Source organism: Natronorubrum halophilum (assembly GCF_003670115.1).
Taxonomy (GTDB): Archaea; Halobacteriota; Halobacteria; order Halobacteriales; family Natrialbaceae; genus Natronorubrum; species Natronorubrum halophilum.
Map to the genome: position 1 here is coordinate 1,171,549 of NZ_QQTY01000001.1, position 23,906 is coordinate 1,195,454.

General features: G+C 65.5%; 25 protein-coding genes. 11 read left to right on the plus strand and 14 right to left on the minus strand.

Annotated features, from left to right (window positions below):
- The first annotated feature begins 136 nt into the window (after positions 1-136).
- Positions 137-1,294, plus strand: coding sequence for a site-2 protease family protein (locus DWB23_RS05610; protein WP_121741785.1), 1,158 nt, complete (start codon positions 137-139; stop codon positions 1,292-1,294).
- Positions 1,295-1,378: 84 nt separating this feature from the next.
- On the opposite strand, the gene thiL is transcribed toward DWB23_RS05610, so the two are convergent.
- Complete coding sequence (thiL, locus tag DWB23_RS05615) at positions 1,379-2,347, minus strand: thiamine-phosphate kinase (protein WP_121741786.1); 969 nt, start codon at positions 2,345-2,347, stop codon at positions 1,379-1,381.
- A gap of 155 nt (positions 2,348-2,502) precedes the next feature.
- Between thiL and DWB23_RS05620 the strand changes: the two genes are divergently transcribed.
- From DWB23_RS05620 to hisS, 4 genes are all read left to right on the plus strand, one after another.
- Positions 2,503-2,958, plus strand: a complete 456-nt coding sequence (locus tag DWB23_RS05620; protein WP_121741787.1) for a 30S ribosomal protein S19e — start codon at positions 2,503-2,505, stop codon at positions 2,956-2,958.
- A 95-nt stretch (positions 2,959-3,053) separates the two neighbouring features.
- The gene (locus DWB23_RS05625) at positions 3,054-3,407 is read left to right on the plus strand and encodes a DNA-binding protein (protein WP_121741788.1); all 354 of its coding nucleotides are present in this window, start codon (positions 3,054-3,056) and stop codon (positions 3,405-3,407) included.
- Complete coding sequence (locus DWB23_RS05630) at positions 3,407-4,027, plus strand: DUF7411 family protein (RefSeq protein WP_121741789.1); 621 nt, start codon at positions 3,407-3,409, stop codon at positions 4,025-4,027. Before DWB23_RS05625 ends, DWB23_RS05630 begins: the two co-directional genes overlap by 1 nt.
- 265 nt (positions 4,028-4,292) lie before the next feature.
- The gene (hisS, locus tag DWB23_RS05635; RefSeq protein WP_121741790.1) at positions 4,293-5,591 is read left to right on the plus strand and encodes a histidine--tRNA ligase; all 1,299 of its coding nucleotides are present in this window, start codon (positions 4,293-4,295) and stop codon (positions 5,589-5,591) included.
- A 274-nt stretch (positions 5,592-5,865) separates the two neighbouring features.
- Here hisS and DWB23_RS05640 read toward each other — a convergent pair whose 3' ends face one another.
- Positions 5,866-7,257 carry a GntP family permease gene (locus tag DWB23_RS05640; RefSeq protein ID WP_121741791.1) on the minus strand — a complete coding sequence of 464 codons (1,392 nt, stop codon included), beginning with the start codon at positions 7,255-7,257 and terminating at the stop codon, positions 5,866-5,868.
- A 522-nt stretch (positions 7,258-7,779) separates the two neighbouring features.
- Here DWB23_RS05640 and DWB23_RS05645 point away from each other — a divergent pair.
- Complete coding sequence (locus DWB23_RS05645; protein ID WP_121741792.1) at positions 7,780-9,273, plus strand: sulfatase-like hydrolase/transferase; 1,494 nt, start codon at positions 7,780-7,782, stop codon at positions 9,271-9,273.
- A gap of 253 nt (positions 9,274-9,526) precedes the next feature.
- On the opposite strand, the gene DWB23_RS05650 is transcribed toward DWB23_RS05645, so the two are convergent.
- From DWB23_RS05650 to DWB23_RS05665, 4 genes are all read right to left on the minus strand, one after another.
- On the minus strand, positions 9,527-9,988 hold the full coding sequence (locus DWB23_RS05650) for a desampylase (protein WP_121741793.1): 462 nt from the start codon (positions 9,986-9,988) through the stop codon (positions 9,527-9,529).
- A complete protein-coding gene (locus tag DWB23_RS05655; RefSeq protein ID WP_121741794.1) occupies positions 9,985-10,944 on the minus strand; it encodes a cobalamin-binding protein in 960 nt (319 codons plus the stop codon). Before DWB23_RS05655 ends, DWB23_RS05650 begins: the two co-directional genes overlap by 4 nt.
- Before the next feature lie 470 nt (positions 10,945-11,414).
- Positions 11,415-12,083: an NADPH-dependent F420 reductase gene (gene npdG / locus DWB23_RS05660; RefSeq protein ID WP_121741795.1), complete on the minus strand. Its 669-nt coding sequence runs from the start codon at positions 12,081-12,083 to the stop codon at positions 11,415-11,417.
- 96 nt (positions 12,084-12,179) lie between these two features.
- Complete coding sequence (locus DWB23_RS05665) at positions 12,180-12,437, minus strand: hypothetical protein (protein WP_121741796.1); 258 nt, start codon at positions 12,435-12,437, stop codon at positions 12,180-12,182.
- A gap of 97 nt (positions 12,438-12,534) precedes the next feature.
- Between DWB23_RS05665 and DWB23_RS05670 the strand changes: the two genes are divergently transcribed.
- The 3 genes from DWB23_RS05670 (at position 12,535) to DWB23_RS05680 (ending at position 15,474) form a co-directional block, all read left to right on the plus strand.
- Positions 12,535-13,569, plus strand: coding sequence for an LLM class flavin-dependent oxidoreductase (locus tag DWB23_RS05670; protein WP_121741797.1), 1,035 nt, complete (start codon positions 12,535-12,537; stop codon positions 13,567-13,569).
- A gap of 109 nt (positions 13,570-13,678) precedes the next feature.
- Positions 13,679-14,560, plus strand: coding sequence for a hypothetical protein (locus tag DWB23_RS05675; protein WP_121741798.1), 882 nt, complete (start codon positions 13,679-13,681; stop codon positions 14,558-14,560).
- A gap of 83 nt (positions 14,561-14,643) precedes the next feature.
- On the plus strand, positions 14,644-15,474 hold the full coding sequence (locus DWB23_RS05680; protein ID WP_121741799.1) for a glycerophosphodiester phosphodiesterase: 831 nt from the start codon (positions 14,644-14,646) through the stop codon (positions 15,472-15,474).
- A 7-nt stretch (positions 15,475-15,481) separates the two neighbouring features.
- Here the strand turns inward: DWB23_RS05680 and DWB23_RS05685 are convergent, their stop codons facing one another.
- Entirely contained in the window at positions 15,482-16,087 is a 606-nt protein-coding gene (locus tag DWB23_RS05685; protein WP_121741800.1) for a hypothetical protein, read from the minus strand.
- 47 nt (positions 16,088-16,134) lie between these two features.
- Positions 16,135-17,730 carry an FAD-dependent oxidoreductase gene (locus tag DWB23_RS05690; RefSeq protein ID WP_121741801.1) on the minus strand — a complete coding sequence of 532 codons (1,596 nt, stop codon included), beginning with the start codon at positions 17,728-17,730 and terminating at the stop codon, positions 16,135-16,137.
- A gap of 200 nt (positions 17,731-17,930) precedes the next feature.
- On the opposite strand from DWB23_RS05690, the gene DWB23_RS05695 reads away from it, so the two are divergent.
- Positions 17,931-18,374, plus strand: a complete 444-nt coding sequence (locus DWB23_RS05695) for a response regulator (RefSeq protein ID WP_121741802.1) — start codon at positions 17,931-17,933, stop codon at positions 18,372-18,374.
- Positions 18,375-18,424: 50 nt separating this feature from the next.
- On the opposite strand, the gene DWB23_RS05700 is transcribed toward DWB23_RS05695, so the two are convergent.
- The 4 genes from DWB23_RS05700 to DWB23_RS05715 form a co-directional block, all read right to left on the minus strand.
- A complete protein-coding gene (locus DWB23_RS05700) occupies positions 18,425-19,300 on the minus strand; it encodes a TIGR01548 family HAD-type hydrolase (RefSeq protein ID WP_121741803.1) in 876 nt (291 codons plus the stop codon).
- A gap of 120 nt (positions 19,301-19,420) precedes the next feature.
- On the minus strand, positions 19,421-19,768 hold the full coding sequence (locus DWB23_RS05705; protein ID WP_121741804.1) for a hypothetical protein: 348 nt from the start codon (positions 19,766-19,768) through the stop codon (positions 19,421-19,423).
- 79 nt (positions 19,769-19,847) lie between these two features.
- A complete protein-coding gene (locus DWB23_RS05710) occupies positions 19,848-20,510 on the minus strand; it encodes a metalloprotease family protein (RefSeq protein WP_121741805.1) in 663 nt (220 codons plus the stop codon).
- A gap of 75 nt (positions 20,511-20,585) precedes the next feature.
- Positions 20,586-20,990: a UPF0146 family protein gene (locus tag DWB23_RS05715; RefSeq protein ID WP_121741806.1), complete on the minus strand. Its 405-nt coding sequence runs from the start codon at positions 20,988-20,990 to the stop codon at positions 20,586-20,588.
- Positions 20,991-21,029: 39 nt separating this feature from the next.
- On the opposite strand from DWB23_RS05715, the gene DWB23_RS05720 reads away from it, so the two are divergent.
- On the plus strand, positions 21,030-21,551 hold the full coding sequence (locus DWB23_RS05720) for an archaemetzincin family Zn-dependent metalloprotease (protein WP_121741807.1): 522 nt from the start codon (positions 21,030-21,032) through the stop codon (positions 21,549-21,551).
- 33 nt (positions 21,552-21,584) lie between these two features.
- Here the strand turns inward: DWB23_RS05720 and DWB23_RS05725 are convergent, their stop codons facing one another.
- Both DWB23_RS05725 and DWB23_RS05730 read right to left on the minus strand, forming a co-directional pair.
- Complete coding sequence (locus DWB23_RS05725; RefSeq protein WP_121741808.1) at positions 21,585-23,399, minus strand: ribosome biogenesis/translation initiation ATPase RLI; 1,815 nt, start codon at positions 23,397-23,399, stop codon at positions 21,585-21,587.
- 2 nt (positions 23,400-23,401) lie between these two features.
- Positions 23,402-23,710 (minus strand): EMC6-like membrane protein, encoded by a 309-nt coding sequence (locus tag DWB23_RS05730; protein ID WP_121741809.1) that lies wholly within the window; start codon positions 23,708-23,710, stop codon positions 23,402-23,404.
- Between the last annotated feature and the right edge of the window lie 196 nt (positions 23,711-23,906).

A 23,906-nucleotide genomic window follows, 5' to 3' on the forward strand; every position in this document is an offset into this window, starting at 1 on the left:
GACTCCGTTCGGTCCGTCAATTTTGCCGACTCCCCGGCGACGATCGGTACCCGTCGAGCAGTTCTCCCCGTTTCGAAGACGGTCGGCCCTGCCGACGGCAGTCGATTTATACGACGTGGGCCCCGAGTCACGGACGATGGACGACGTCGAATCGTCCGGGTTCGGATCGTCGCCGAGGGACGGCCCGTCGTTTGAGCGCGGGCCGCCACTCGAGCGGATCGAGTCGGTATTCACGATCCACGAGCTCCGAACCGAGGACGAGCGACTACTGTACTACGGGGATCCCCGGATGCATCCCGAGCGAGCGATGCGTGAGCTGTGGCCGGTCTTTCGCGAGGCGGGATACGAGCCGCAGCTGACGACGCGACACGGGGAGTACGTCCTCGTCGCCGAGCCCATCGACATCGGGATCGACGGGATTCCGTGGACGAACATCGTTCTCCTGCTCGCGACGGTGCTCTCGACGTTGTTCGCCGGATCGATGTGGTACCACAACGATCCGCTCGCCAGTCCGACGGCGATGTTGGAGGCCTGGCCGTTCACCGTCGCGATCCTCGGCGTGCTCGGGATCCACGAGATGGGACACTACGCGATGAGTCGGTACCACGAGGTCGACGCCTCCTTACCGTATTTCCTCCCGATTCCGACGCTCATCGGGACGATGGGCGCGGTGATCAGGTTAAAGGGGCGGATGCCGAACCGAAAGGCCCTGTTCGACATCGGCGTCGCCGGCCCATTAGCCGGGCTGGTCGCGACGGTCGTCGTCACGATTATCGGGCTTCACCTTCCGCCCGTGGTCGCATCGCCGGAGCTCGTACAGGATCCCAGCTCGATCCAGATTCGGCTCGGTTATCCCCCGTTGCTCGAGTTCCTGGCGTCGGTGCTCGATCGGCCGCTGTACCGAAACGATCCGACGACGAGCGTGAACCCGGTCGTTATCGGCGCGTGGGTCGGCATGTTCGTCACCTTCCTCAACCTGATCCCGGTCGGTCAGCTCGACGGCGGCCACATCCTCCGCGCAATAACCGGCGAGTTCCACGAAACGATCAGCGCGCTCGTTCCGGGTGCGCTGTTCGCCCTCGCCGCGTACCTCTACTACGTCGGCGGCTACAGTCTGCAAACGGTGTTCATCTGGATCTTCTGGGGCGTTCTGACCGCCGTCTTCGCACGGGCGGGCGCGGCTCACCCGGTCGACGACAGCCGACTGGGAACCGGACGGGTCATCATCGGTCTCGTCACCTTCGGTTTCGGACTGCTCTGTTTCATGCCGGTCCCGCTCGAGATCGTTCAGTGACTGGCAGCATCGCACCACGACGGCGGACACGTCCGCGTTTCGGGTCACTACCGACGCGTCCCCGCAGCAGCGGCCGGATTCGCCTCACCCGCCGTGCGTGTAACCGCGGTCCTCGAGCGCGTCCCCGTCCAGCGTGATCCCGCGCCCGGCCTCCGTGACCGACCCGATCACCGAGCACTCGAGATCCGTCGCCGATCGGACGGTCTCGAGCGCCGCCTCTGGAACCGTCGCGACGAGTTCGAAGTCCTCGCCGAAGGTCGTCGCGCGCTCGAGCGCGTCCTCGTCGTCCGTCGCGACCTCGAGCAGCGCGTCGGCGACCGGAATCCGGTCGGATTCGATCTCGAAGCCGCAGCCGCTGGCTTCGGCGAGCTGGTGGAGCGACCGCGCGAGTCCGTCGCTCGAGTCCATCATCGCCGTCGCCCGCGGTGCGAGCGCTCGGCCGGCCGCGACCCGCGGCTCGAATCGAAAGAGGTCGTTCGCGCGCTCGATCGCGTCCGCATCGGCCGCGTCATCTGCACCGTCCGCGTCGTCCGCGTCGACGGTGTGGCCGGTTCCGGCGCTCCGCTCGCCGTCTCGAGCCCCGCGTTCGAACAACTCGAGGGCGGCTGCGCTCCGGCCCAGCGTGCCGGTAACGCAGACGAGATCGCCGGTTCGAGCGCCGCTTCGGTGGACGGGGTCGTCGGCTCGGCCGATAGCCGTCGTCGTTACGGTAAACTCCGTGTGCCCGTCGAGGTCGCCGCCGACGTACTCGGCGTCGACGCGCTCGCAGACGTCGCTCGCGCCGCGAACGAACGCGAGCAGTTCCTCGCGATCGAACTCGGGGGCCGCGTAGGCCGCGACGGCGGCGGTCGCGTCGGCACCCATGGCCGCCACGTCGGAGAGCGATGCAGCGACCGCTCGCCAGCCCGCCGTGTACCGGGTCGTCCCCGCCGGAAAGTCCGTCCGCTCGTGGAGCATGTCCGTCGTGATCACGAGTTCGTCGACGACGGCGGCGTCGTCGCCGGCCCCCTCGAGTTCGCGTTCCAAGAGCGCCAGGGCGGCGCGTTCGTCCATACCGATCGTTTCGATTCCAGCACGAAAAACGATCCGGGCTAGCGCCGCAGCGGTCGATGCAGCTACGGCGCGGGAATCCGTGTGCACGGCCGGCACACACCCGATGCGCGGGGACAACGATGGTCTTAAATGCGACGGACGGAAACCACACGCCAATGGCTACAATGTACGACGTTCCGGCGGACGACCTCATCGAGGCGCTCGCCGACGATCTCGAGGAACGGCTCGACGAACCCGACTGGGGCAAGTTCGCAAAGTCCGGTGTCGACCGCGATCTACCACCGGAACAGGAGGACTTCTGGGCGACCCGCGCCGCGAGCCTCCTGCGCAAGGTCGCAGACCGCGGACCGGTCGGCGTCGAGCGACTCTCGACGGAGTACGGCGGTGCGAAGGGTGGCTCGAACCGCTATCAGGTCGCCCCCGACAAGCGCACCGACGGCTCGAAGAACCTGATCCGCACCATCCTCCAGCAACTCGAGGACGAAGACCTCGTCGAGACCGCCGAGGGCGAAGGTCGCCGCATCACGCCCGCGGGCCAGAGCCTGCTCGACGACACCGCCGGTGCCGTCCTTGAAGACCTCGACCGTCCGGAACTCGAGCGCTACGCGTAACGACGGAGCGCAGTTTTCGCGTCGAAACGACCCTCGAGCGCCCGCCGTACCTGTCGTCCGAAATCATTTTCCGCGGTGCAAACGAATGCGCGACTATGAGTGGTTCACCCGACGACGAGAGACTCGAGGAACTCCGACAGAAGAAAATGGAGCAGCTACAGGAACAACAGGCCGGGTCCCAGCAGGGCGACGCCTCTCAGGAAGCGGCCCAGCAACAGGCCGAAGCCCAGAAGAAGGCGGTCCTGCGCCAGCACCTGACCGACGACGCGCGCAAGCGGCTCAACACGGTCAAGATGAGCAAGCCCCAGTTCGGCGAACAGGTCGAACGACAGGTCGTCACGCTCGCCCGCAGCGGGCGCATTCAGGGGAAAATCGACGACGAAAAGATGAAACAGCTCCTGCAGGAGCTCAAGCCCGACGAGAAGAGCTTCGATATCAAGCGCCGCTAATGGAACTCGGCGTGCTCTACAGCGGCGGCAAGGATTCGACGCTCGCGGCCCTTCTCCTCGAGCGGTTTTACGACGTCACCCTCGTTACGGCTCACTTCGGCATCAGCGACGACTGGAAACACGCCCGCGAGACCGCAACGGCCAACGGATTCGCGTTCGAGCGCCTCGAGTTGGACCCCGGCGTCGCCCGCGAGGCCATCGAACGAATTCGTGCGGACGGGTTCCCCCGAAACGGTATCCAGCGGATCCACCAGCACGCCCTCGAGCGACTGGCCGATCAGGAGTTCGACGCGATCGCCGACGGCACCCGGCGCGACGACCGCGTCCCGACGGTGTCGCGAGCCCAGGCCCAGAGCCTCGAGGACCGCCACGACGTCGATTACATCGCACCCCTGTCCGGGTTTGGCCGCACCGCCGTCGACCGACTGGTCGAGGCGCGACTCGAGGTGACCGTCGGGCCGAGCGAGGAGATCGATCGAGCCGATTACGAGGCGGAACTGCGGGCCGTTATCGCCGCGGAGGACGGCCCCGAAGCCGTTCTCGAGCTGTTTCCGAATCACGAGCAGACGTACGTGACGGACGTTCACCGAAATGGAACCGAGCCGACGGAAGTGGAATAGACCGGCACGAGTTAGCGGGCGAACTCGAATCTCGCGCCGTCCGTATCGCTTTCGACGACGATAGCTGATCAGCCGTGGGTGTCGGCGACGCGTTGCACAGGAGTCCCCGTCACTCCGGGTTGTCTCATGGTCTGGCCAGTCTCGAGGAAGATCGGTCGCGGTAATCGAGACTGGGAAGCTGAACGAACCGGTTCCGATCAGCGACGAACGCGGCGGCCGTCGCCAAACAACAGGATAGAAGTTCGCCGTCCCCGAACCGGTGGACATGTACGACCGGATCAAGGGCTTTCGTGACTTCTATCCCGGCGAGATGGCCGCCAGGCGGGCGACCATCGATATCGTGGAGGAAACCGCTCGCGAATACGGCTTTCGCGAGATCGGGACGCCGGCCCTAGAGCGAGCCGAACTGTGGACCGACAAGAGCGGCGACGACATCGTCGACGAACTGTACGCCTTCGAGGACCAGGGGGGCCGTCACGTCGCGCTGACGCCGGAGCTGACGCCGACCGTGGCGCGGATGGTCGTCGCCAAACAGCAGGCGCTCTCGAAGCCGATCAAGTGGTTCTCGACGCGGCCGTTCTGGCGCTACGAGCAGGTCCAGCAGGGCCGCCAGCGGGAGTTCTACCAGACCAACGTCGACATCTTCGGCTCCGACGCGCCCGAAGCCGACGCCGAAATCCTCGCGTGGGCGGCCGACACCCTGACCGGGCTCGGACTCACCGGCGAGCACTTCGAGTTCCGGATCTCCCACCGGGACATCCTCGGGGGGCTCCTCGAGAGCTACGACGCCGACGTCGACACCGAAGCGGCGATCCGCGCGGTCGACAAGAGCGACAAGATTTCGCGGGTCGAGTATCACGACCTGTTGATCGGTGCCGGACTGACGGCCGACCAGGCCGCCGAGTTCGACGACCTCGTGGCCGCCGGCGACCTCGAGGACGTCAAGGAGTTCGCCGACACCGAGCGGGTGACCGAGGCGGTCGAGAACCTCCAGAACGTCCTCGCCGCGGCCGATGACTTCGGGGCTCGCGAGTACTGTACGATCTCCCTCGAGACCGCGCGCGGACTCGACTACTACACCGGCGTCGTCTTCGAGTGCTTCGACTCGACCGGCGAGGTCTCGCGGTCGATCTTCGGCGGGGGACGCTACGACGACCTCATCGAAGGCTTCGGCGGCCAGCCGACGCCCGCGGTCGGCGTCGCGCCGGGTCACGCGACGCTGCCGCTCCTGATGCAGCGTGCCGGCGTCTGGCCCGAGGAGGAAGTGACGACGGACTACTACGTGCTCCAGATCGGCGACACGCGGTCGGAGGCGGCCCGGATCTCCCGCGACCTGCGCGAGCGCGGACACGTCGTCGAAACCGACGTCGCCGGCCGATCCTTCGGCGCGCAGTTGAACTACGCCGACTCGATCAACGCCGAAACGGTCGTCATCGTCGGCGAACAGGACCTCGAGAACGACGAAGTAACGATCAAGGACATGGAATCCGGCGACCAGACGCAGGTGCCGGTCGACTCGTTCCCCGGCGACCTCGAGCGACCGACGTTCGACGACCTCGAATAGGGGCGCTCGCCGGATCTGCGTTCGGACCGTGATAGCGTAGTCACCGAAGACGCGCGCGGCGGGCTTGATGGGCGACTCGAGGGCGGCGACGGATCGTTATTCGTCGCTCTCAAGTCGATTATCACTGGCGATACCGCGACATCAACGCTCTCGGGTCGATCTCGATCGGCGCCGCAAAAATCATCCAGCGAGTCGAACTCGAGGGCCGACGCCGTTGCCGTCCTCGACGTCGAGTCGGATCAGTTCGTTCCGATCGTCAACAGAGAACTCGAGTTCACGCGAGCGGAAGGATCGTCGAGCAAACGAGCGTGATGAGCAGTCCACCGACACCGATCACGATCGTCGCTACGGTCCACGTCTTGAGCGTTTCCGCCTGCGTAAGCCCTCCGATTTCCTTGACGATCCAGAAACCGCTGTCGTTGTACCACGAACAGAACGTAGCCCCCGCGCCGATCACCATGACGAGGTAGGCGGTGTTGACCGTCAGTTCGCCCGTAAACGGCGCCATGATTCCGGCCGTGGTGACGATCGCGACGGTCGCCGACCCCTGGACGACGCGCACCCCGGCGGCGATTACCCACGCCGTCACGAGGAGACCCAGTCCGATGTTTTCCAGTCCACCCGCGATGTATTCGCCCGCACCCGCCGCAGCGAGCATCGCGCCGAACGCACCGCCGGCGGCGGTAATCGCGGCGATGTTGCCGCCACTTTTGAGCGCTTCTGTGAGTTCATCCGAAAACGTCTCGCTGGTGAACTCGCTCACGCGGTAAAACGTGAAAGCCGCCGCGAGCGCGGCGATCGTCAGCGCGAAGTTCGGATCGCCGATATAGTTGGTGAACGAAGCTGCCGTCGTGTCCTCACCGAGAAACGTCTCGACGCCAGTGTTCGCGCCCACGAGGAGGACTGCGAGAAGGATCGGAAGTGCGGATTCGAATAACCCGGGGAGGGCGCTGGTCGGTGTGTCGACTTTCTCCTCTAGTTCGTCGACCGTGGTACCCATCGCATCGCGTAGCGGAATGTCCAGACGCCGATTGATCCAGTACCCGTATCCGAGACCGGCAATGATCGCCGTCGGAAGCCCGGTAAGGAGACCGATAAGGATCGTGGACCCGAGGTTGGCATCGAGTTCGTTCGCCGCGAGTAGCGGACCGGGTGTCGGCGGGACGAAACCGTGTGTGACAGCCCCGGCAGCGCCGACGGCAACGATGAACAGCGCGTAATTCTTGCCCGTCCGGGAGCGGGCCGCCCGTGCGAGGGGAGCGAGCAGATAAAAGACGTTGTCGAAGAACACCGGGATCGCGATTACGAAGCTACTACCGAACAGCGACAGTTCGGTCCGGTCCTCCCCGAAGAGCGCGGTAAACCCGCGTACGATCCGATCCGCGGCCCCGCTCTCCACCATCGACTTCCCGATAACCGCCGCCATCAGGATCGGGATACCGATGCCGGCCATGCCGTCACCGAACGCGGTAGCGTACTCGCCGGGGACATCGCCAAAGGCAATCGCGGGGGTAACGGTGCCAACGGCGAACCCCGAGAGAACGAGCGCGATAAACGGTGGCAGATCGAGAACGACCAGGAGAAGCACGATCACAATGATTCCCACTGCAAGCGAGATGAGCGGCGCCTCTCCTCCCAGTTGCATCGGGACAGTTGTGAATGTCATACTCCAACATGTGCAATACACTATTTATAATTAATCACTTAGCAAGTTTAAGATCGTTGACGATATTTATCAACATACGAACATTCAATTATCCACGGCGTATTACCGGGATAACGTCCGTCTGAAAGACGGAAATAAAGGGCGATCACGTTCTGCTGGTCGCCTTCTGGTTGCCCACGTAACGCATCTGAGGTCAGTGAGATCAGGCCCGTCACGAGATCGATCAAGACGACGATCGGTGGCTGTGCGCGACGGCGAGCACCGACGTCGACGCTGCGGGGGTCGGGATGAACACAAACCGATCGTTTCGGGTGAGTTGGTGAAAACGCCCAACTCCATAGAGGCGTCCAGTATCCGGAGAGGTAACGGCTACGGAGACCAGCGCGGCGCGCCGACGGAGAACCGGCGAAGCGGTCGTCGGCAATATCGGCCTCGAGACGTAGTCATCGAGAGACTGCCAACCGTCGCGTCGAATCCCCGGCAGGCCTCACCATTAACTTCGACGTCGGCGTACGCCCTCCGATGGCCGACGCCGACACTCGTCCGAACGTCCTCTTCGTCCTCACCGACCAGGAGCGATACGACTGCACGGCTCCCGACGGGCCGCCGGTCGAGACGCCGGCGATGGACCGCCTCTCGAGCGAGGGAACGCGCTTCTCGCGGGCGTGCACGCCGATCAGCATCTGCACGAGCGCTCGCGCCTCGCTGATGACCGGCCGGTTCCCCCACGGCCACGGGATGCTCAACAACAGCCACGAGGCCGACGCGATCCGGCCGAACCTGCCGCCCGGGATACCGACGTTCTCGGAGCGACTGGCCGACAGCGGGTACGAATGTAGTTACACGGGCAAGTGGCACGTCGGCCGCGGAAAAACGCCCGAGGACTTCGGCTTCTCCTATCTCGGCGGCAGCGACAAACACCACGACGACATCGACGACGCCTTTCGCGAGTACCGCGAGGAGCGCGGCGTGCCGCTGGGCGAGGTCGATCTCGAGGAGGAACTCTACACCGGCGACGACCCCCGCGACGGCAGCGAGGGAACGTTCGTCGCCGCGAAGACGCCGGTCGACGTCGAGGAGACCCGCGCCTGGTTTCTCGCCGAGCGGACGATCGACGCGATCGAGGCGCACGCGGACGGTGACGGCGACAGCGACGACGGCGCGCCGTTCTTCCACCGGGCCGACTTCTACGGTCCTCACCACCCCTACGTCGTCCCCGAGCCCTACGCCTCGATGTACGATCCCGACGCGATCGAGCCGCCCGAGAGCTACGCCGAGACCTACGACGGGAAGCCACAGGTCCAGGCGAACTACCTCGCGTATCGCGGTGTCGACGGACTCGACTGGGAGTGCTGGGCCGAAGCCACCGCGAAGTACTGGGGATTCGTGACGCTGATCGACGACCAATTCGAGCGGATCCTCGAGGCCCTCGAGAAGTACGGGCTTACGGAGGAGACGGCGGTCGTCCATGCCTCCGACCACGGCGACTTCATCGGGAACCACCGACAGTTCAACAAGGGGCCGCTGATGTACGACGACACCTATCGGATTCCGCTGCAGATGCGCTGGCCCGGCGTCACCGAGCCCGGGTCGGTCTGTGACGCCCCCGTCCACCTCCACGACCTCGCGGCGACGTTCCTCGAGATGGGGAACGTCGGGATTCCAGAGTCGTTCGATTCTCGGAGCCTGGTGCCGCTGCTCGAGGCCGGCGACGATCCGAAAACCGTCCACGAGGGGTGGCCCGACTCCACGTTCGCCCAATATCACGGCGACGAGTTCGGCCTCTACACCCAGCGGATGGTCCGCACGGATCGGTACAAGTACGTCTACAACGGGCCGGACATCGACGAACTGTACGACCTCGAAGCCGATCCCGCCGAGTTGCAGAACCTGATCGACCACCCCGAGTACGCCGACGTGCGCCGCGAGATGCGCGAGCGCCTGATCGAGTGGATGGAGGAGACGGACGACCCGAATCGGGGCTGGGTACCGGACGTGCTGAGAAACGCGTCGTGACGACACCCGAACGACCGACCGTTCACGTCGCTTACCGACTATCCACGTGCGGTGGCGCGCGCTGTCGACGGACCCGAACGCGGTGAGGGTGCGTCGACGACGGTGTGCGAGGGATGAGCGAGTGCAGCGAGCGAATCGGCTGGGGAGGACGTGGCGCTCACCGCTGCCAGTGTGAGCGGGTTTTCGCATATTTCATCTCAGACGAGACGCTCGAGTCGTCGCTGGTCGCTCAAATCGCACCTGAAACGTCCACTCACCCGAGAACGAGCCGTTCCCGCTCAAACGCGCCGGACTCTCCCTCTTTTCGCCACCGCCACGAACCGACCTCGAGCGGCTCGAGCGAGACGATCAGGTACGACCGATCGGGCCACGTCGCCTGCGCCGCGTCGGTCGCGCTCGGCCGCGGCGGGCCGCGCGGATGGGAGTGATAGAAGCCGACGATCTCCTCACCGGCGCCTCCCTCGAGCGCTTCGAATATCTCGAGTTGCGCTTCGGGATCGATCCGGTAGCGCGTCCGCGGCGTCTCGGCGACGTTTTCGGCCGGGTAGTGCGAACGAACGCGGCTCCGACCATCGGGGGCGGGATCGTACTCGCCGCCGAAGACCCCACAGATCTCCGCGGGTCGACTGTCGCGGGCGCGCTCGAGGATCCGATCGCGAATCTCGGCGGGGACGACGAGTGCAGGACCGGACTCGGGATCGGACCCGTCGGTCACGGCTCCAGCCCCGGACTCGCCTCGAGTCGATCCGGGAGCGTCTCGAACGGAACCGCGATCTCCTCGAGCGCGACCGGCGGCGTCGACTCGTCGAACAGTTCGGGCCGGACGATCGGGGCCAGCGCCTCGAGCGTGTCCACCAGTCGCGGGCCGGGCCGATTCAGATAGTGGTGGCCGTCCATCGCCCAGACGCGGTCCCCTCGGACGGCCGCGAGGTCGTCCCAGCCCTCGCGGTGGGTGAGATCGGCGGTGTTCTCGGCGGTCTGCTCGAGGCCGAAGCCACAGGGCGCGACGATTACGAGTTCTGGGTCGTACTTGCGGATCGAGTCCCACTCGCGGGGCCTCGAGCGCTCTCCGGAGTCGGACAGCCCGTACGTCCCGCCGGCCCACTGCACGAGGTCGGCCGTCCAGTGGCCCGCGATCATGACTGGGTCGGTCCAGTCGAAGACGGCGACGCGCGGGCGGTCAGCGGCTGCGAGGTCGGCGGTTCGGGTTCGGACGGCGTCGATTCGGGACTCGAGTTCGGCGCGGACCTCGCGGGCGCGGTCTTCTCGGTCGGTGGCGCGGCCGATTCGCTCGAGGTCCTCGAGGACGTCCGCGACGCTGTGGGGGTCAGTGGTGATGATTTCGGGGTCGGCATCGATTTCGTCGACGGCATTTTCGATTACGACTTCGTCGACCGCACAGACGTCGCACATCCCCTGGGTGACGATCAGGTCCGGCTCGAGGGCCTCGAGCAGTTCGGTGTCGACGCTGTAGACGCCCGCTTCGGAATTGTCGAGCACCTGCTGGTCGATCTCGCCGCTCGAGGCCTCCGCGTCGATTCTCGAGGCGGTCACCGATGGAAGGTCCTCGACGCCGGGCGGATAGTCGCACTCGTGGGAGGTGGCGACCGGCTCTATGCCCAGGGCGGCCACGGTTTCGGTCGCCGAAGGGAGCGTCGTGACGATTCGCATGCTCGTCGTAGGCGTTGTGGGGTCAAAAGCGGCTGGTTCGGGGTCGTTCTTTTTGAACGAATGCTACGAGACCGTTCGATGAGGCGACGGCTCGAGCACTCGACTCACACTGGCGGCGAGGATCTCCACACCCTCCCCAGCCGATTCGCTCACTTCGTTCGCTCATCCCTCGCACGATTTCGACTCGCGGTTCGCCATCGGCTCACCGCGACCCAGCGCGCGCCACCGCATGTGGAGAGAGATACTCACCGCGAGCGACCAACGGGAGCGAGCGGGCCGACAACCGACCCGGAGAGCGCGGCGCGTAGCGCCGCGGATAGGCGAACGGCGAAGCCGTGAGCCAGGGGAGGGAGGAGTGCTTTCCATCAAAGCTAAGCGGCATCTTCGCTCCCGCGAGGGCCGAAAGAGCGTTGCTTTCTCGAGATTTTACCGCGGGCGCGGCTCCGCCGCGCCCGCGGAACAAAAGTTTGTTAGTGGAACTTCACGCCGACGTCGTGGAGATCCTCGTTGTACTTCGCGATGTTAATCACGAGCGGGGTGACGCTCTCGACTTCGGCGGCGTTAGCCAGCGGGCCGACGTCGAGCGCGCGCAGGCCCTCGATCTCGTTGGCCAGATTGCGAACGGTCTCCTTCGCGTCGTCGTCGTCCGCGACGAGGAGCGTGTCGAGGTCGAGGTCGTTGTCGAGGTCCGAGAGGGCGTCGGCCGCGAGGTTGTGGAACGCGCCGACGACCGGCACCTCGTCGGGCACGCGTTCGGCGACGAGCTGAGTCACGCTGCCGGTTCCAGGCGGGTGGTAGTGCAGGCCGTCCTCGTCGCCCTGCATGCCGACCGCGGGGGTAACCAGAATCGAGTCCGAGTCGAGGACGTCTTCGACGGCCTCGACGGTGTCGCCGGCGTAGTACGGCGGCACGCTCAGGACGACGACGTCGGCTCGATCGGCCGCCATCTCGTTCGCGAAGCCCTTGACGTTCGATTCCGCGCCGCGCTCCGCGAGTTCGTCCTCGTAGCTCTCGACCGCGTCCCGCGCCTTTTCGGGGTCTCGAGAGCCGATGAGCACTTCGTGGTCCGTATCGCGCGCAAAGCGTAGGGCCAGCCCCTGTCCGATATCACCGGTTCCGCCGAGTAGTGCGATTCGCATACGCGACCCTCAGGACGGCACCCGAATAAAAGGGTGGGAGGTCGGTCGATCTCGCCGGGTTCTCTGACGCTCGGTACGGCCGAGCGCACGCGAACACTACGGCGCGTCGTCCTCGTCCGGATTCATCGCCGCACCCAGTCCGCTGTCGTACGCGTCTCGCTCCTCGATCTCGCGGATTCGCTGCTCGAGGCGCTTCTCGAGCGCCCGTCGGTGTTCGTCGTCGACGTCGGGATCGCTCCTGAGATCCGCGAGATCCTGGCGGGCCGTCCGGAGGACGGAGACAGCGTCCTCGCTCTCGAGGTCGGTCGCGCGGTCGAGGCTTCGTTCGACGTCCTCGATCGTGGTGTCGGTCATGGAACCCGTTTCGAGCGCGGGCGTGGTTAATGCTGGCCCGTCAGGCGTCGGGTCGCCGAATGCGTACACACTTCCCACCCAAACCCCATCTGCCGGCATGGAGCTCTCGCTCGTCGATCTCGCACCGATCCCGGAGGGTGGTAGCGCGACGGAGGCGTTCGAACGCACGGTCGAGCGCGCTCAGCAGGCCGAACGACTCGGCTACTCGCGGTTCTGGGTCGCCGAACACCACGACTTCACCGACTCGATCGCGAGCACGACGCCGGAGGTGCTGATCGCCCACGTCGCGGCCAACACGTCCGACATCCGGGTCGGCTCCGGAACGGTGCTGCTCAATCACTACAGCCCGTACAAGGTCGCGGAAACGTTCAGCGTCCTCGACGCACTCGCACCCGGTCGGATCGATCTCGGCCTCGGGCGGGCGACGGGAAACCCGGTCAGCGACTTCGCCCTCCAACAGGATCGGAGCCGACGGCGGTCCGGCGGGGATCACGCCGACGAGATCAACGAGGTCACCGCACACCTCCACGACGGGTTTCCGGACGACCACCAGTTCAGCGACCTACAACTGCCTCGGTCGCGCGACTCCGTGCCGGAGGTGTGGGTCCTCGGCTCGAGTCCCTCGAGCGCGAAGATCGCCGGCCGACTGGGACTCCCCTACTGCTTCGCCGCGTTCATCAGGCCCGAGCCCGCAGTTCGCGCGTTCGAGACCTACCGGGAGCACTTCCAGCCGTCCTCGTTCGGCGCCGGCCCGGACGATCCGTACGGAATGCTCGCGCTGAACGTCACCTGCGCCGACACCGACGAGGAGGCGGCGCGGCTGCGCGCGACGACCGAAGCGTCCTCGAGGCTCCTTCGGAGCGGCCGGACCGACCAGCTACCGATCCGGTCGATCGAAGAGGCGATCGACGAGCTCGGAACCGTTCCAGACCCGACTCCGACATCGATCGGGCCGGGCGAGTGGCCGCGAGCGATTTCCGGCAGCCCGGAGACGGTTCGGGACCTGCTCGAGGAGCTCACCGCTCAGGTCGGCGTCGACGAGGTCGTCGTCCAGAATCAGATCGCCGATCCCGAGGACACGCGTCGATCCCACGAGTTGCTCGCCGACGCCGCCGACCTCTCGCCGTGGTGACGGCGAATCCGGACGTCGACGACGGTCGACCTCGAGTCGCGGCCGCCTACTGTCTTCGCCGCCAGAATGTCATGAGAAAATTAATTATCAGCGAAACTCGAGAAGAGGTATGGATCGGAGAACGTACGTCGCGATCGTCGGTACGATGGCGAGTGCCGGACTCGCGGGCTGCGTGGGCGAGTTAGGACTCGGTGATGACGGCGAGAACGACGATGACACGAATACCGACGAGAGCGACGACGGCGAGAACGACGACGGCAACGAGCCGTCCGAAGACGTCGAACACGGTGCCGTCCTGGCGGTCGAGGCGTACATGGAGACCGGGATCGAAGAGGATCTGGAGGGGATGAGCGAGGCGATGCACACCCGCCATCCGTTCGATCCGGTCGAGATGGCGGCGGAAGCCGAGGAAAACGAAGACGTGGAGTTCACGCTCGGAACCGACGGAATCGACGACTACGAGGTCGAACTCGCAGACGAGGGGTACGAGACCGACGAGATTTACGACATCCCGTACGTGGAGTTCTGGTTTCAGGAAGTCGATCTCGAGGACGTGCTGGAAGGCGAAGACGCCGCACTGGTGACGGTCGAGACCGAGGTCACCGAGGACGGCGAGACGGTCACGGAAGAAGAGACGCTCGTCGCGCTCACCGAGGACGGCGAGTGGCGCGTGTTCCTCACGTACGAAGAACCGTTCGAGATCCCCGACGGCGAGCCCGTTGACGAACCGGATCCCCTCGAGGGCCTCGAGTTCGACGCGGACGACGAGATGGTGACGGTTCACATCGATCAGTCGACCGCCGTCGACGAGGTGATCGTCTACTCGGCGAGCCTCGAGACCGATGCGTCGGTCTATCGCGGGGAAGACGCCGAGTCGTTTCTCGCCCGCAGTTTCTCGACCGAATTCGACGCCGACGGCGACGAAATTGTCGTCACCGCGATCACCGATGGCGAGGAACTGGTCGTCTACCGCGAGACGTACGAGCCCTGATCGACCGCCGGCGGCACGTTCGAGTCAGTCGACGGTCCCGTGGGGAACACAGCACCCAATAGCCACGCCGTCGTTTCCCGACTATGACCAGTCCTACCGTCATCGCCCACCGCGGTTTTGCAGGCGTCGCTCCCGAGAACACCGTCGGTGCGGCCCTCGCCGCGGCCGAACACGACGAAACCGCGATGCTCGAGATCGACGTCCAGCCGGCTCGCTGTGGAACCCCGGTCGTGATCCACGACGAGCGACTCGAGGGCACACGCGACGGCCGGACGCTCACCGACGCGTCGGGACTCGTCTGGGAGACCGAACTCGAGGCCCTCCGGACCGCTCGAGTGCTCGGGACCGCGGAAACGATTCCCACGCTCGCCGAGTTCCTCGAGGCGATCCCCGACACGATGGCCGTCAACGTCGAATTGAAGAACCCGGGAACGACCGAGCTTCGATTCGGCGAGTCGCTTCCGGCCGCCGAGTGCGACGAACGCCGCGACGTCTGGATGCCGTTCGTCGAGCGCGTCGCCGAGGACTGTGACGCCTTCGACGGCGAACTCCTCTTCTCGTCGTTCTGTGAGGGCGCGCTGGCAGCGATCCGCGAGGTCGCACCCGCCGCCGCCGCAACGCTCGTCTGGGACGACCTCGAGGCGGGTCTCGAGATCGCTCGTCGCTACGACTGCGAGGCGATTCATCCGCCCAGGAACGCGATCCGCGGGACGGTACTCGCCGGGACGGACTACGCCGGATTGTCGCCGGGAGAGCCGCGGGTCGACGTGCTCCGGGAAGCACACGCGGAAGGCCGGGCGGTCAACGTCTGGACGGCCACGAACTGGAACCAGTTCGAGGCGCTAGCGAACGCCGGCGTCGACGGGATCATCGCCGACTATCCGGGGCTGGGGGCCTTCTCGAGCGATCCGTAGCGAGCCGTCAGGGTACGTCTTTCGTAAAGCCGAGCCAACACGCCGCGAGTTGGACGGCCATCGCGACGGCCGCACCGCCGAAGTTGGTGGACAACCGCGCAATATCGAACAGAATCACGACCGCGACGGAGACCACGCCGAGCGCGATGGCGTAGACGATCACGCGAATAAAGTCGTCAGGAGCCAGCCCCAGTCGCTCGAGGCCGCCGTAAAACGCTAGCCAGCCCGAAAACAGGACGATTCCGAGCAAAAAGAGGGCATCGAGAACGCCGGGGCCGCCCGCGAGGGATCCCAGCGCCATCCGCGACGGGAGAAACGCGAGCGGGACGAAGAACAGAGCCAACCACGCGAAGGTCGCACCACCGTCGGGGTCCGCGCCGATCCGATCGTAACCGCCCTCGATGAACCAACTGGTCCCGAGGAAGGCGACGCCGATGATCGCAACGATGAGCAGTTCTTCGGGAACCGGAACCTCGTCGAGCGACGCGCCGACGGCCCGATAGAGGACCATTCCGGCAATGAAACAGGTCCACGCGAACCCGACGAACGTGCCCACCGAGCGACCGAAGTCGACGAATGCCTCGCCGACGCTCGAGCGCAGTGTCTCTGCCATCGGGTAGCTCTTCGAAGGAGTGTCAGATAACTATTCGGTCTAGACGGTCAGTCCGAGTCCAAATCCGGATCCGGCGCTCGAGTCGGCAATGCCTCCGTCGCCGGTCCCTCGAGGACCTCGCCCTCGAGCGAGAACCGCGAACCGTGGCAGGGACAGTCCCAGCTTCGCTCGGCGTCGTTCCACTGGACGAGACAGTACAGGTGAGTACAGACCGCCGAAGTCGCGTGGAGGTCGCCGTCCTCGTCTCGCGCACAGGCGATGGGCTTCCCGCCGCGGCGGACGACCGTCCCCTCCCCCGGCTCGAGCGCGGGATCGTCGGACGCCAGGAGCGTCCGCGCCCAGTCGGTGGCGAACTGGCTCGCCGCGTCGGCGTTTTCGGTGATGGCCTTCCCCGCCGACGTCTTCGGCGTGAATCGCAGCGGCGCGAACAGGTCGCGCTCCGGCGGCTCCCCGCCCGCGATGAGTTGGGCGAGGAGCCGTCCCGCAGCGACGCCGTTGGTCATCCCCCAGCCGCGAAAGCCGGTCGCGACGAAAACGTTCTCGGCACCGGCACCGACGCGGCCGACGAACGGGACCTTATCGACCGGCTTGTAATCCTGCGTCGACCACCGGTAGGCGATTTCGTCGATCGGAAACCGCTCGCGCGCCCACCGCTCGAGGCGTCGGTACCGATCGGCGGTCGAGCCGCCCTGTCCCGTCTTGTGGTTCTCCCCGCCGACGAGCAGGAGTTCGCCGTCGGAGTCGCGGTGGGTTCGCACCGAGCGGTAGTTGTCGCCGGGCCGGTAGTACATCCCCTCGGGCGGCTCGCCGTCGAGGCGAATCCCGAGCACGTAGGATCGTTTCGGGTGCATTCGGGCGAAGTATCCCGCCCGGTCGAGGATCGGAAATCCGGTCGCGAGAACGACCCGCCGGGCCGTCACCGTCGCCGCAGGGGTTCGGACGCGACACGGCGCTCCCGGCTCGACGTCGGTCACGCGCGTGCCTTCGTAGACCGCTGCTCCGTCGTCGCTCCGGAGTTCGTCGGTGATCCCGAGCAGGTACTTTCGCGGGTGAAACCACGCCTGGTCGTCGAATCGGACCCCCGCTTCAGCACGCTCGAACGGCGGCACCGAGGTGACGTAGGTCGCCTCGAGGCCCGCGGCCCATGCGGCGTCGGTTTCGCGTCGAATCTCGTCGGGCTCGTTGCTGTACAGGTAGGAGGGCTGGCGCTCGAATCCGCACTCGATTTCCAGATCGGCGATTCGACGTTCGACCTCGTCTATGGCGCGTTCTTGCACCCGCGCGTACTGGCTCGCCTGTCGACGGCCGAACTCCCGGCGTAGGTGGTCGTAGATCTTCCCGTGCTGGCTGGTCAACTTCGCCGTGGACTTGCCCGTCACCCCCGTCGCCACTCGATCGCGCTCGAGAACGGCGACCGTTTCGCCGCGCTCGCGCAGGTTGATCGCCGTCGAGAGACCCGCGATACCGCCGCCGACGACGGCGACGTCGACCGATCGATCTTCCGCGAGCGCCTCCTCGAGCTCGGCCGTCGCCGGTTCGTCATCGCGCCCGGTCGTCTCGTCGTGTCCGGCCTCGAGCGTGCTCGCGAGCCAGAGGGAGGTCGGTTCGCCGGGAAGGTCGCTGTTGCGAGTGAACTCGGCCATGGAACTGCAGCGGGCTACATCGACGACGGGCAAAAAAGGGGCGGGCGGACGTGCAAGTTCGGTCGCGTCATGACTCGAGCCGCCAGCGGGATCGACCGCCTCGAGTCCGTCGCTGGCGAGGAGTGTCGGGTGTGTTGGGATGCGATACGGTCGGTTCCGAGGACCACGCCCTTCATCTTTCTCACGCCCGAAATAGGCGTATGGTGCCCTCGGTCGAGGACGCGATTACGATACTGCTGGTCGAACCGAATCCCGGCGATGCTCGGCTGTTCTCCGAATCGTTCGCGGACGCGAGCATCGCGAGTGACGTGTACACCGTCGCCGACGGGGAAGCGGCGCTCGACTTCGTCCACCGACGAAACGAACACGCCGAGAGTCCGCGACCCGATATCATCCTGCTCGACTTCCACCTCCCCAGTCTGAGCGGCGAAGACGTCCTCTCGGAACTCAAGTCCGAACCGGCCTTGCGGTCGATCCCCGTGATCGTGCTGACGAGTTCGGATTCCGAGGAGGACATCGCTCGCTCTTACGATCTCCACGCGAACGCCTACTTGCAAAAACCCGTCAACCCCGACGAGTTCGTCGCGCTCGTCCGCTCGTTCGAGAACTTCTGGCTCACGTTCGTTCGATTTCCCGGCAACTAGACCGCCCCTCGACTCGAGTTGGGATCACCGACGGGCGGACCGGCACCGCGCTACTCCTCGAGCAGGTCCGGTAACTCGTTGATCGACTCGAGAACTGCGGACGCGTCCTCGGCGGCGTACTTGTTGCGCCCCTCGTCGCCGGTGAGTCCGCCCGTGAGGACGCCGACGCCGCGATAGTCGCGCCCGGGATCCGTTTCGTTCGCGTTGGTTGCCGTCCGGATATCGTCCAGCGTGTCGCCGACGAAAACGACGGCGGAAGCGCCGAACCGTTCGGCGAGCGTCGTGAGCGCCCGCGGGTGCGGTTTGCCCTCCTCCCAGTCGTCCATCGTGAACCGGTGTTCGAGCGGAATCGCATCCTCGAGTCCGACCCGCTCGAGGGCGATTTCGGCTTCGGCTTCCGGCCGGCCGGTCAGGACGCCGACGTCGTAGCCCTCGACGAGGTGTTCTCGGGTAGACTCCTCGAGCAACACCGGTTCGTCGTGGATGAAGCCGCGGGTCTCGATATCGGGCTCGCCGCCCTCGAGTCCCCGGTAGAGATCGGCACCGAGGTACAGTTGCTGGAAGACGTCACGGAGCCGCTCGCGATCCCAGCGGCCCATCGCGCGCTGGGTGGCTCGAGCGCCGAGTTCGTCCCGGACCGCGGCTTCGGCGGCCTCGAGGCCGCCGCCCCTCGAGGCGATGTCGTCGGTGAAGTCCGCGATAGAGTTGCCGTATCCCTCGCTCGTCGCGAGTACGTACAGCGCGGCGGCGTACGTCAGTCCCCAGTCGTTGTTGAACCCGCCGGCGTCCTTGAAGCGCTGAATGTCGGCCTTGCGGATCGTCCGATCGTAGACGTGGTCGATGGACTCGACGATCGCGCGTCGGTACGAATCGGCGACGTCGACGAGCACGCCGTCGATATCGAGGACGACAGCATCTGCGTTCATACCCGTCCAGACGGGGCGGTGGGAATAAAGGCGGTCGGATTCGTCGTCGGGGCGACCAGAGCTCCGTCAGCGGTATCCAGTACGCGCATCGCGACGGCTAACGGCGGGATCCGGGTGGGGTTACTCGGGAACCTCTTCGAGGACCGACTTCCCGCTCCCGGCTTTCGATTCCCACTCCCACTCGTCTTCGACTTTGAGACGTCCGTCCTCGAGTCGCTCGACGGTTCCGACGGAGCGTCCGGTCGCCGTCTCGCCGTCCGTCGTGAGTTGAGCGTACCGGATCTCCCACTGCCGACCGTCGAACGTCCCGACCAGATGTCCGTCCGCGATTTCGCCGCCGGAGTAGCTCGCGTGTATTCGTTCACCCGTCTGCTCGAACTGAAAGCGTGTCTCCGTACTGACGTCTCCGGCGTCGTCGTTCGCGACGCCGACGAACGTCCGTCCGTCCAGCGAGAGTTCGTCGACCATGCCGCGATACTGTCCGGTGAGTGGATAGTGGTTGCGATCACGCGGGCGCTCTCCGGCCTCGCTTCCAACGAAAAGCGAATTACACTCCGAACGCGCCGACGGCGTAAAACGCGACGATCCCCAGCCCGACCGCGTAGAGCACGTCGGCCCAGAGCCACGAGAGCAGGTTCGCGACGTAGATCACGAGCACGAACGGAACCGCGAGCAACACGACCGGCGATCGCCGCCACTCCGATCGCGAACGGGTCCAGAGCGTGTTCGCATCGCCGGTACTCGGAAACGCCTGCATCCCCACGGAGAGTCCCAGCCAGCAGAGAACGACCGCGAGGGCGAGCGTCCCTCTCGAGGCGGTCCAGATCGCGTCGAGTAACTCGCCCGGCGGAGCCCCTTCGGTTCCGACTGCCGTCACGAGCGCGGCGAGACCCAGGAAGGCGGCCATCGAGACGACGGTGTTCACCAGAAACGGAGCGACGCTGATGACGAACGACTCCCGGTACCGATCGGGTTGGGTGTGGCGCACGTAACCCGACGGGGTTCCGAACCTGAAGTAGACGACCTCGAGCACCGGAACGCCGACGAGATCGCAGGCCTTCTTGTGGGCGAATTCGTGGACGACGATCCCCGGGATCGAAGCGAGTTGCACGCCGAACCAGAGCAACGTCGTGATCCCGAGGATCATCGCCGCGAGAACCGCGATTGCGAGGACGATCGCAACGGCGAGGACGACGAAGTCGGCGGCCATCGATCACCTAACTGTCGTAATCACTCGTAGTTCCTTCGACTCCGTCAACTGTCCAGCGGCTGTCCGCTTCTCGACTCAACGATCCGGCGCTCGAGCCGCGTACAGCGTCCCCGTCTCGACGGTCCTCCGTTCGACCGGAATCGCGGGCTGATCGCCGCCGAGGGTCGTAAACAGGAAATCCGCGTCGGCCGCTCGGGCGGCCTCGAGCGCCGGCCGATGCAGCTCCGGGGGGAGGTTCAGCGCGTACACCGCGTCGATATCGGCGTAGAGTTCCGGATCTGGATCGACGATATCGTCGCGAACGAACGCCACGCCGTCGGGAACCGCACGGTCGTAGATGTCGGTCGCAGTGACTGAAACGCCGCGTTCGGCGACGGCAGCCGCGACGTCGGTTCGACGACCGATCCCGACCTCGAGGACGCGGTCGTACCGACTGAGCGCGTCGATTACGGTTCCGGAGTGGCGACGAGAGTGGACCACGGCGGGACGTTTATGCCACCTGCGGCCATAGCCCTTGCCATGCTCGTCGATATCGTGCCGGTCGGCAACGTCCCCGCGAACGTCAAGCGGGCGGCCTCTGCCGCGTTGCGATCGGTTTACGACTGCGACGTCACGATTCAGGACGCCCAGTCGGTCCCAAACGGCGCGTACGATGCCGATCGAAACCAGTACACCGCCGAAACGTTCATCCAGCTCGCCGAGCGTGTCGGCCGGGGAGAGAAAAACATCGCCATCACGCCACACGACCTCTTCTATCGACGGCGAAACTACGTCTTCGGGCTCGCCTATCTCGACGGCAGCGGGAGCGTCGTCTCGACCTACCGGCTCCAGACCTCGAGCGACGGCGGCTTCTCGAACCAGAGCGCGAGCGACATCTTTCAGGACCGGGTCCGCAAGGAGATCGTCCACGAGATCGGCCACACCTACGGGTTAGAACACTGCGACAACAACCGCTGCGTGATGAACTTCTCGCCGACGGTTCGCGAGGTCGATATCAAAGAGGAGAACCTCTGTGGGAGCTGTCAGCGCATCGTTCGATAAGCCGGAGCGGCGGTAACGGAAGTGGGTGCCAATTCAGGGCGCGTAGTAGTACTCGCCCTCGCTTTTCTGCTGGCGATCCAGCTGCGAGTCTGGCTTGTTGATCCGGGGTCGCGAGGTGCGTTCGTCCCGGCGGAAGGTCACCTCGAGGTTCGCGAGGAACTCGTTCATGCCCTCGCGCATTGGCTGGGGCTGGCCGGCGCGACCGCGGGCGGCGGGCTCGCCGTCGAAGACCATCAGCCGGTCCGCGAGCAGGTCGATCGTGTAGATGTCGTGGTCGATGACCAGCACGGTCGCGTCCTGCTGTTCGGCGTAGCGCCGGATCGCGCTCGTCGCCTGCACCCGCTGTTCGACGTCGAGGTGTGCGGAGGGTTCGTCGAGCAAGTAGAGGTCGGCCGAGTCGGAGAGACACGCCGCGATGGCGACCCGCTGGCGCTCACCACCGGAGAGGTCCGCGAGGTTTTGCTCCATGATCCGCTCGAGTTGGAGCGGCTGGGCGATCTCGGTGTTCCAGTAGGACGACCCGAACTGGTCGGTGATCGACGAGAGGAACGCGTCGACCCGCATGTGCTGGTCGATGGTGACGTACTGGGGTTTGTAGGAGATGTCCAGGTTCAGATCGGTGTCTCCCTCGTCCGACTCGAGATTGCCTGTCAGGAGTTTCGCGAACGTCGACTTCCCGATTCCGTTCGGACCGACGATGCCGAGCACTTCGTTCTCGCGGATCTCGCCGCCTTCGACCTCGAGCGTGAACTCGCCGTCGCCGTAGCTCTTGGTGAGGTCGGGGTACTCCACGAGGGTGTCGCTCCGGGTCACCGTACGCGGTGCGTGCTCCTGAAACTCGATCGGGTTCGGGCGGATCCGCATGTTCTCGTTGTTGAGATAGCCCGAGAGGTACTCGTTGATCCCGTTACGGACGGACTTTGGCGGCGTGATGACACCGTACGCGCCGGGCTCACCGTAGGCGACGTGGAGCGTGTCCGCCAGCAGGTCGAGGATCGCGAGGTCGTGCTCGACGACGAGCATCGATTTGTTCTCCTCCTCGGCGAGTTCGCGGATCAGCCGCGCCGCGGTGACGCGCTGGCTCATGTCGAGGTAGGGCGTGACCTCGTCGAGGAAGTAAAAGTCCGTGTCGCGAGCGAGCGTCGCCGCGATGGCGACCCGCTGGAGTTCACCGCCCGAGAGGTCGTCGATCGACTGCTCCATGACGGGGCCGAGCGAGAGTCGCTCGACGAGATAGTCGAGGGCGTCGCGTTCGTCCGTCCGCGCCAACAGTTCGCGGGTGTTGCCGTCGAAACTGTTCGGAATCTGGTCGACGTACTGGGGCTTTTGGGCCACCGTGACCTCGCCGTCCCGAACGTCCGCGATGTAGTCTTGCAGTTCCGTTCCGCGATACGCCTCGAGCACTTCGTCCCAGCCGGGGGATTCGTCGTGTCGGCCGAGATTCGGCTCGAGGTCGCCAGCGAGGATGCGAACGGCGGTCGTCTTCCCGATCCCGTTCGGACCGAGGATACCGGTGACCTGTCCGTCCTGTGGCGCGGGAAGCCCGTACAGCGAGAAGGCGTTCTCGCCGTAGCGGTGGGCGGGTTCGTCCTGAAGTTCGCTCGGGAGGTTGATAATCTCGATGGCGTCGAAGGGACACTTCTCGACGCAGATCCCGCAGGTCTCGCCCAGACAGATCTCCTCGGAGATGTGGATCTGTTCGGGCTGGCCCTCCTCGGCTTCCTCGCCGCGGAGCGTGATACACTCTTTGCCCGTGCGATTCGGCGGGCAGTAGTTCTTGCACTCGTAGCTACACCGGTCGGGCTGGCACCGATCTAAGTCTACGACGGCGATGCTGTCGTCCGCCATGGTTAGCCGGACATCCCCGAAGTGAGCAGGATTCCCCACGTCACGAACCACAGCGCGAACGTCATGAAGACGATGAACAGGTAGTGTTTCGGCCCGAACTCGTCATCATCGTAGATGCCCGTGAAATCGTAGAGAACGAACTGGGCGAGGATCACACCCGCCACGAGCATCAGCGCACGCGTGTCGCCCGCCGCATTGCCTACTATCGCCATCGAGGCCAGCGCCGCGGCGACGCCGAGCAGCGCGGATAGCGCCGTCACGCCGATCGAGCGGATGTGCTCGCGTCGGTCACTGATCGATTCGGTCGACATGTGGTGAAGTCCGTGTGCGGGGCTAAAAAGGCGTTCGGGTTGGTCTCGGTGGAGTCGATGGGATCGACCGCTACCCGACGGCGATACCGCCGGAATATTCGTGTCACTATCGGGAGGAGCCACGCCTACGTGGGCATTTTCGCTGGACACCGTGTCACTCGAACTGACGGTCGACGTCCGTAGCGATGAAACCGTA

Bases quoted from the DNA above. Each gene is read 5' to 3' on its own strand.
- DWB23_RS05630 (WP_121741789.1), top strand. From the start codon at position 3,407: ATGGAACTCGGCGTGCTCTACAGCGGCGGCAAGGATTCGACGCTCGCG.
- hisS (WP_121741790.1), top strand. From the start codon at position 4,293: ATGTACGACCGGATCAAGGGCTTTCGTGACTTCTATCCCGGCGAGATG.
- DWB23_RS05670 (WP_121741797.1), top strand. From the start codon at position 12,535: ATGGAGCTCTCGCTCGTCGATCTCGCACCGATCCCGGAGGGTGGTAGC.
- DWB23_RS05700 (WP_121741803.1), bottom strand. From the start codon at position 19,300: ATGAACGCAGATGCTGTCGTCCTCGATATCGACGGCGTGCTCGTCGAC.
- DWB23_RS05725 (WP_121741808.1), bottom strand. From the start codon at position 23,399: ATGGCGGACGACAGCATCGCCGTCGTAGACTTAGATCGGTGCCAGCCC.
- DWB23_RS05680 (WP_121741799.1), top strand. From the start codon at position 14,644: ATGACCAGTCCTACCGTCATCGCCCACCGCGGTTTTGCAGGCGTCGCT.
- DWB23_RS05710 (WP_121741805.1), bottom strand. From the start codon at position 20,510: ATGGCCGCCGACTTCGTCGTCCTCGCCGTTGCGATCGTCCTCGCAATC.
- DWB23_RS05705 (WP_121741804.1), bottom strand. From the start codon at position 19,768: ATGGTCGACGAACTCTCGCTGGACGGACGGACGTTCGTCGGCGTCGCG.
- DWB23_RS05620 (WP_121741787.1), top strand. From the start codon at position 2,503: ATGGCTACAATGTACGACGTTCCGGCGGACGACCTCATCGAGGCGCTC.
- DWB23_RS05690 (WP_121741801.1), bottom strand. From the start codon at position 17,730: ATGGCCGAGTTCACTCGCAACAGCGACCTTCCCGGCGAACCGACCTCC.
- thiL (WP_121741786.1), bottom strand. From the start codon at position 2,347: ATGGACGAACGCGCCGCCCTGGCGCTCTTGGAACGCGAACTCGAGGGG.
- DWB23_RS05730 (WP_121741809.1), bottom strand. From the start codon at position 23,710: ATGTCGACCGAATCGATCAGTGACCGACGCGAGCACATCCGCTCGATC.
- DWB23_RS05610 (WP_121741785.1), top strand. From the start codon at position 137: ATGGACGACGTCGAATCGTCCGGGTTCGGATCGTCGCCGAGGGACGGC.
- DWB23_RS05645 (WP_121741792.1), top strand. From the start codon at position 7,780: ATGGCCGACGCCGACACTCGTCCGAACGTCCTCTTCGTCCTCACCGAC.
- DWB23_RS05655 (WP_121741794.1), bottom strand. From the start codon at position 10,944: ATGCGAATCGTCACGACGCTCCCTTCGGCGACCGAAACCGTGGCCGCC.
- DWB23_RS05625 (WP_121741788.1), top strand. From the start codon at position 3,054: ATGAGTGGTTCACCCGACGACGAGAGACTCGAGGAACTCCGACAGAAG.
- DWB23_RS05685 (WP_121741800.1), bottom strand. From the start codon at position 16,087: ATGGCAGAGACACTGCGCTCGAGCGTCGGCGAGGCATTCGTCGACTTC.
- DWB23_RS05720 (WP_121741807.1), top strand. From the start codon at position 21,030: ATGCTCGTCGATATCGTGCCGGTCGGCAACGTCCCCGCGAACGTCAAG.
- DWB23_RS05695 (WP_121741802.1), top strand. From the start codon at position 17,931: ATGGTGCCCTCGGTCGAGGACGCGATTACGATACTGCTGGTCGAACCG.
- npdG (WP_121741795.1), bottom strand. From the start codon at position 12,083: ATGCGAATCGCACTACTCGGCGGAACCGGTGATATCGGACAGGGGCTG.
- DWB23_RS05665 (WP_121741796.1), bottom strand. From the start codon at position 12,437: ATGACCGACACCACGATCGAGGACGTCGAACGAAGCCTCGACCGCGCG.
- DWB23_RS05675 (WP_121741798.1), top strand. From the start codon at position 13,679: ATGGATCGGAGAACGTACGTCGCGATCGTCGGTACGATGGCGAGTGCC.
- DWB23_RS05640 (WP_121741791.1), bottom strand. From the start codon at position 7,257: ATGACATTCACAACTGTCCCGATGCAACTGGGAGGAGAGGCGCCGCTC.